General features: G+C 71.0%; 6 protein-coding genes. 3 read left to right on the forward strand and 3 right to left on the reverse strand.

What is annotated here, in order from left to right; all coding sequences use genetic code 11:
• Window positions 1-475 (reverse strand): hypothetical protein (locus tag VI238_RS04290; RefSeq protein WP_331648813.1); only part of this gene is annotated, 475 nt, incomplete at its 3' end.
• Window positions 476-639: 164 nt separating this feature from the next.
• On the opposite strand from VI238_RS04290, the gene VI238_RS04295 reads away from it, so the two are divergent.
• Window positions 640-2,763, forward strand: a complete 2,124-nt coding sequence (locus VI238_RS04295; protein ID WP_331648815.1) for a TonB-dependent receptor — start codon at window positions 640-642, stop codon at window positions 2,761-2,763.
• A gap of 119 nt (window positions 2,764-2,882) precedes the next feature.
• Here the strand turns inward: VI238_RS04295 and VI238_RS04300 are convergent, their stop codons facing one another.
• Window positions 2,883-3,557, reverse strand: coding sequence for a ribonuclease T2 (locus VI238_RS04300; RefSeq protein ID WP_331648817.1), 675 nt, complete (start codon window positions 3,555-3,557; stop codon window positions 2,883-2,885).
• Window positions 3,558-3,667: 110 nt separating this feature from the next.
• Here VI238_RS04300 and VI238_RS04305 point away from each other — a divergent pair, with 110 nt between their 5' ends.
• The gene (locus VI238_RS04305) at window positions 3,668-4,183 is read left to right on the forward strand and encodes an SET domain-containing protein (RefSeq protein ID WP_331648819.1); all 516 of its coding nucleotides are present in this window, start codon (window positions 3,668-3,670) and stop codon (window positions 4,181-4,183) included.
• 130 nt (window positions 4,184-4,313) lie between these two features.
• Complete coding sequence (locus tag VI238_RS04310) at window positions 4,314-5,444, forward strand: hypothetical protein (RefSeq protein WP_331648821.1); 1,131 nt, start codon at window positions 4,314-4,316, stop codon at window positions 5,442-5,444.
• Window positions 5,445-5,561: 117 nt separating this feature from the next.
• Here VI238_RS04310 and VI238_RS04315 read toward each other — a convergent pair.
• A partial coding sequence (locus VI238_RS04315) for a uroporphyrinogen decarboxylase family protein (RefSeq protein WP_331648823.1) occupies window positions 5,562-5,877 on the reverse strand: 316 nt, incomplete at its 5' end.

Consider the following 5,877-nt stretch of genomic DNA (forward strand, 5'->3'; position numbering starts at 1 on the left):
CGGGCAGCGCGATCGCGCTCGAGGCGGTCGCGGCGCGCTCGCGCTCGGCGGCCGACGGCAGCATCACGCTCGCCGCGCCGCCGGCGGATGCGGCGACGAGCACGCGGCCGTCGGCGTCGAGCACGGCCGCGCCGACCGGCCGGTCGGACAGTTCGAGCAGCAGGTACGAGGCATCCGGCGTGAGGCCGCCGCGCGGCTGCTGCAAGCGCAGCACCCAGCCGTCGAGCCACGCCTGCAGCCCGGTCCTGCCGTCGTCGTCGGCGTGGCGCAGGTGCCGCCAACGGTCGCCGAGTTCGCGCGCGCCCGCGCTCGCCGCGCGCTCGAGGCTGCCCTCGGCGAGGCCGTGCACGAGGCGCTGGAATTCGTGCGAAAGGATGACCGCCTCGACGAGCACGAGGGTCGGCAGCGCGAGCAGCGCATAGAACAACGCGAGCTTGACGACGAGTCCGCGCAGGCGCGGGCGCAGCAGGGTCATGGGTCGGCGATCGCAAGCATCGTCGCGCAAGCATACCCGCGTGGTCGCGCGCCGTCCGCGGCGGGGGATCGGTCTTTCGGCGGATCGCGCATAGGGCGCAAGGTCCTTATGCGGATGCGCGCGGCGGCTCAGACTTCGCAGGTCTCCCGGGGAGGAAGCTCGTCATGCGGAAGTCCGCAGTCGTTCGTCGTGTCCGTTCCACGCTCGCCGTGCTCGCGTTCGGCGCATCGGCCGGCGCGGGCGCGCAGGTGCAACAGCAGCTCGAGCCGGTCGAGGTCACGACCAGCAAGATCCCGATCGCGCTGAGCGAGGTCGCGGCCGACGTCACCGTCGTCGGCGGCGAGGAATTGCGCGCGCTCGGCGCGAACGACCTGCGCACGGCGTTGTCGCTCGTCGCCGGTATCGACATCGCGCCGGGTGGCGACGGCGGACCGGCCTCGTCTGTGCCGGCGCTGTGGGGCCTGCGCGAGTTCGACGCGTTCCTGCTCGTCGTCGACGGCATTCCGTCCGGCGGTGCGTTCACGCCCGCGCTCGCGACGCTGAATCTCGCCAACGTCGAGCGCATCGAGGTCGTCAAGGGCGCCGCGCCCGTGAGCTACGGCGCGACGAGCTTCGTCGGCGTGATCCACGTGATCCATTACGCCGCGGGTGCCGGGCCCGCGCAGGCCGAGATCGGCATCGGCAGCCGCGGCAGCGCGCACCTCGCGGCGGCGATCCCGCTGTCGGGCCCCGGCGACGGCTGGGGCCAGTCGCTGCTCGTCGATGCCGACCGGAACGAACTCGCGACCGATCGGGCCGGCTGGAATCGCGCGCACGTGTTGTACCGCGGTGCGGGCGAGGTCGGCGCCGGGCGCTTCTCCGTCGATGCCGACATCACGCAACTCGAGCAGGACCCGACCAGCCCCCACCCGCGCGAGCACGGCGTGTTGACCGAGCGCGTGCCGCTCGACGCCAACACCAACCCGCGCGGCGCGGAACAGGACGAGGACCGTGGCCAGCTCGCATTCGGCTACGAGCTGCCGACCGCGCTCGGCGACTGGAGCACGCGTCTCGCGTACGCCCGCAGCAACGCCGGGAACGTGCGCGGCTTCCTGCGCGAGGATTTCGCCGACGACGGCGTCACGCACAACGCGGACGGCTTCCACCAGCGCGTGCATCGCACCGAAGTGTATTTCGACAGCCACGTCGCGACGACGTTGAACGATCGCGCGACGCTGGTCTGGGGCATCGACCACCTGTACGGCAAGGGCGACCAGCGCAGCGACAATTTCGAGTACGCGACCCTGCCGGACGGCTCGAACGCGCCGGACTGGCGCACGCTGCACATCGACGAGGCGACGCGCCTGGACGATCGCCGCAACTTCACCGGCGTGTACGCCGATCTCGCGTACGCCGTGACCGACGCGTGGCGGATCGACGCCGGCGTGCGCTTCAACCGCACGCGCGAGACCGCGAGCGGCATCGGCGTCGACCTCACCGGCGACGAACCCGAAGTCGTCGAATCCGGCAGCGACCGGCGCGACGACGACCGCTGGGCCGGCGCGCTGGGTACGAGCTATCGGTTCTGGCAGGAAGGCAACGACCACCTGACCGCATACGCGAGCTATCGCGACACGTTCAAGCCGGCGGTGAAGGACTTCGGCCCCGAACCCGAATTCGACATCCTCGAACCCGAGGATGCGCAGAGCGGCGAGATCGGCCTCAAGGGGCGCCATGCCGGGGGCCGCTTCGAGTGGGACGTGTCGCTGTTCCGCATGAACTTCCACAACCTCGTCGTCGGCCAGGACGTCGACGGCCTGCCCGGTCTCGCCAATGCCGGCAACGAACGCTTCAAGGGTGCCGAAGCGGAGGCGCGCTGGCGCTTCGCCGAGGATCTCAGCCTGATCGGCACCTGGGCCTGGCATGACGCGCGCTTCGCCGACTACGTGCAGGATTTCGACGGCACCCCGACCCAGCTCGACGGCAGGCGGCTCGAGATGTCGCCGTCGCACCTCGCGAGCGTCGGCCTCGTCTACGCACCCGCACGGGGCCTGCGCGCGCACGTCGTCGCCGACTACGTCGGCGAGCGCTGGCTCAACAAGCGCAACACGGCGCTCGCGGGCTCCTACACGACGATCGACGCCGGCGTCGGATACGCGTTCGACCGCTGGGAGCTTCGCCTGGACGGCTACAACCTGTCCGACCGCCGCGATGCGGTCGCCGAGAGCGAACTCGGCGACGCGCAGTACTATCGCCTGCCCGCGCGTTCGTACTGGTTGAGCGCCCGCTTCACGTTCGGCGCGCGGTGAACCCTGCGCCGGCTCGCGCATCGGCGCGGGCCGGTGCACACCTGCGTTCCGTCACGACGTCGTGATGGTGGCGCGCCCTGTCCCGGCCGGGGCTGCCGGGCGTCCCGCTTCGGCGCGCATCAGCGCGACGCCGGAATCGTGAACGGTGCCGACACCGGGCAACCGGTGCGCATGCGCTTGCCGCAGCGGCGTGGGGCGAGATCCTTGTCGAGGCAGACGCGCACTTCGACGAGTTCGCCCTGGCTGCAGTGCAGGCTCAGCATGTCGTCGGCGAGGCCGGGGTTCGCGCGTTCGAGCGCGGCGCGCAGGTCGGCGGCGCGCATCGACAGGTCGCGCGACGGCGCCTTCAGTTCCGGCGGCACCTGCACCGACGCGAAGGCGCGGTCGGCGAGCCCGAAGTACGCGGACGGCGCGAGGCCGCTGCAGCTGCCGTGCGCGTGCCATTCGTGGTTGACGAGGCGACGGCTCGGCATGAACGCGAGCGTCGCCTCGACGGTCCGGCGGTCGGGCGTGGCATCGGTGCGGCAGCGCTGCGGTCCGCCGCCACCCTCGTACTGCGGCCACAAGCCGTGCAGCACGAAGCCGAAACCCTCGTGGCCGCACTGTTCGTCCTCGTCGGGGTGCGTGCGGCAGAACGTCGGCGACCACGACAGCGCCATCACGTAATAGTCGTAGCGACCCGCGGCGTCCGTCACCTGCGGCTTCGGGGCCTTCGATGCGTGCGACTGCCGCGCCGACGCGACCGTGCATGATCCGGCGACGAGGGCGGCGGCGAAGAGGACGGCAAGGCGCATGGCAGTGTCCGCTGGCTTCGATCGACGCACGCTAGCACGGCGTCGTCGCGTGCGCGCTGGCGCGCCGCGCTATGATGCGCGTTCCCTTTCAGACCTGTGCCGAACAACGCATGTCCAGACGCATCGCCGCCCGCCGTTCGCCGATCCACGGCAACGGCGTCTTCGCCCTCGTCGACATCCCGAAGGGCGTCGAGCTGATCGAGTACCGGGGCAAGCGCCTCACCCATGCCCAGGCCGATCGCCTCTACGCCAACACGAGCGACAGCGGTCACACGTTCCTGTTCACGCTCAACGACAGGTACGTGATCGACGCCAACAGCGAGGGCAACATCGCGCGCTGGATCAACCACAGTTGCAAGCCGAACTGCCGTGCGCTGGTCGAGGAAGACGAGGGCGGCGATCCGCGCAAGGACCGCGTGCTCATCGAGACCCTGCGTCCGCTGCACGCGGGCGAGGAACTCACCTACGACTACGGCATCGTGCTCGACGAGCGGCTCACGCCGCGACTCAAGGCGATCTGGGCCTGCCGCTGCGGCGCCGCGCGTTGCAGCGGCACCCTGCTCAAGCCCAAGCGCAAGGCCGCCGGCGCACGCAAGCAGGCGGGCAAGAAGCGCGCCCGATCCTGAACGAGGCGGCTCGCGCCTCGCACGAACGGTCGGATGACGCGACCGGCGGCATGCGATCGATTGTGCGCGCGGCGAATTGCCGCGTAGGATGCAGCGGGTGCAGGGCATCGGTGCGGGGGCACGGGGGCACGTGAGCAACAGCAGGACCATCGCGGTCGTCGGGGTATCGGAGCAGGAGGTCGCGCATCTGCGCCTGCTGCTGCGCAAGTGCGCGGAAGACATCGGCCAGACCTGGCGCTGGGGCGACGAGGACACCGCCGACCTGGTCGTCGTCGATGCCGACTCGTTCGGCGGCCAGATGGCGCGTACGCGCGCGCAAGGCGCCGGCGTTCGCTGCGCCGTGTTCAGCGATCGCGCGGTCGAAGGCGCCGACCTCGTGCTACGGCGCCCGCTCACGCGTTCGAACGTGATCGAGGTCCTCAGGCAGGCGGCGACGCCGGCAGTCGCGCGCACGAACATCGGCGCGCACACCGAGGACTTCTATACGCGCGACCTCGGCGAGGCGTCGCACGTCGTCCCGCTGCCGAGCGAACCCGAGGCGCCCGCGACGGGCCTCGACGCGGCGCTCCGACCGCAGCCGCTCGAGCTGCGCGAGCTCGTCGGCCGCGACGCACCCGCGCCGCGGGCGACGCCCGCGGAACCCGCGCGCAGGTACGCGACGCGCGAAAGCATGCTCACCGACACCGCGCCGCGCGAGCTGCGCGAATATCTCGAAGGCGACCTGTTGACGATGCCGGCACGGTTCACCCTCGCCGGTGCGCCGCCGCTCGTGCTCGATCCGAAGAACAAGGTCGCCCATTCGCCGGCCGCGCTCGGCGCGCTCGAACCGTATTGCCGCGCGAAGTGGCGCCTGTGCGACTGGCAGCCGCTCACGGGCGCGGAACTCGCCGACGTGCGTGCGGAACAGCAGTCGCACGCGTATTCGCGCCTGGTCTGGCTGCAGGTGCTCGTGCAGTCCGATGGCCACCTCGCCAAGCATCTCGATCCGGGCGGAACGTACCGGATCAAGCATTGGATCGAGATCGACAAGGATCTCGGCCGCTACTTCCGCATCGCGTCGGCGATGCTGCAGCCCTCGCGCCTGCACGAGATCGCCGCGACCGCGGCCGCGCCGATGGCCGAAGTGTTCAATCTCGTCAATGCCTACGATGCGATCGGAAACATCGAGTGGCAGCCGCGCGCGCGCCGCCACGAGCCGGCCGCGCCCGCGCCGTCGCTGATGGGCCGCATCAAGAAGCCCTGGGGCCGCTCGTACCGCTAGGGGTGGACCGCACAAGCGGAAGATTGAAACACGGAGCACACGGAGCACACTGAGGAAAGCTCTTCTCGCTCCAGCTCTGCTCCGTGTGCCCCGTGTTTCAGGCTTTTCCGGTTTCGCTCAGCCCTGTGCGCGGTATGCGTGCACTTCGTCGACGAGTGCGGCGACATGGCCGGGGTCGATGTCGGGCGTGATGCCGTGGCCGAGGTTGAACACGTGGCCCGGCGCGCCGGCGTAGGCGTCGAGCACCTTGCGCGCCTGCGCGCGGATCGTGTCCGGCGACGCGGCGAGCACCGCCGGATCGAGGTTCCCCTGCAGGGCGACGCGTGCGCCGACGCGTGCGCGTGCCTCGGCGAGGTCGATCGTCCAGTCGACGCCGAGCGCGTCGCAGCCGGTGTCCGCGAGCGCTTCGAGATGGCCGTTCGCGCCCTTCGAG

The organism is Dokdonella sp. (genome assembly GCF_036518555.1).
Taxonomy (GTDB): Bacteria; Pseudomonadota; Gammaproteobacteria; order Xanthomonadales; family Rhodanobacteraceae; genus Dokdonella_A.

Bases quoted from the DNA above. Each gene is read 5' to 3' on its own strand.
- VI238_RS04295 (WP_331648815.1), top strand. From the start codon at position 640: ATGCGGAAGTCCGCAGTCGTTCGTCGTGTCCGTTCCACGCTCGCCGTG.
- VI238_RS04300 (WP_331648817.1), bottom strand. From the start codon at position 3,557: ATGCGCCTTGCCGTCCTCTTCGCCGCCGCCCTCGTCGCCGGATCATGC.
- VI238_RS04305 (WP_331648819.1), top strand. From the start codon at position 3,668: ATGTCCAGACGCATCGCCGCCCGCCGTTCGCCGATCCACGGCAACGGC.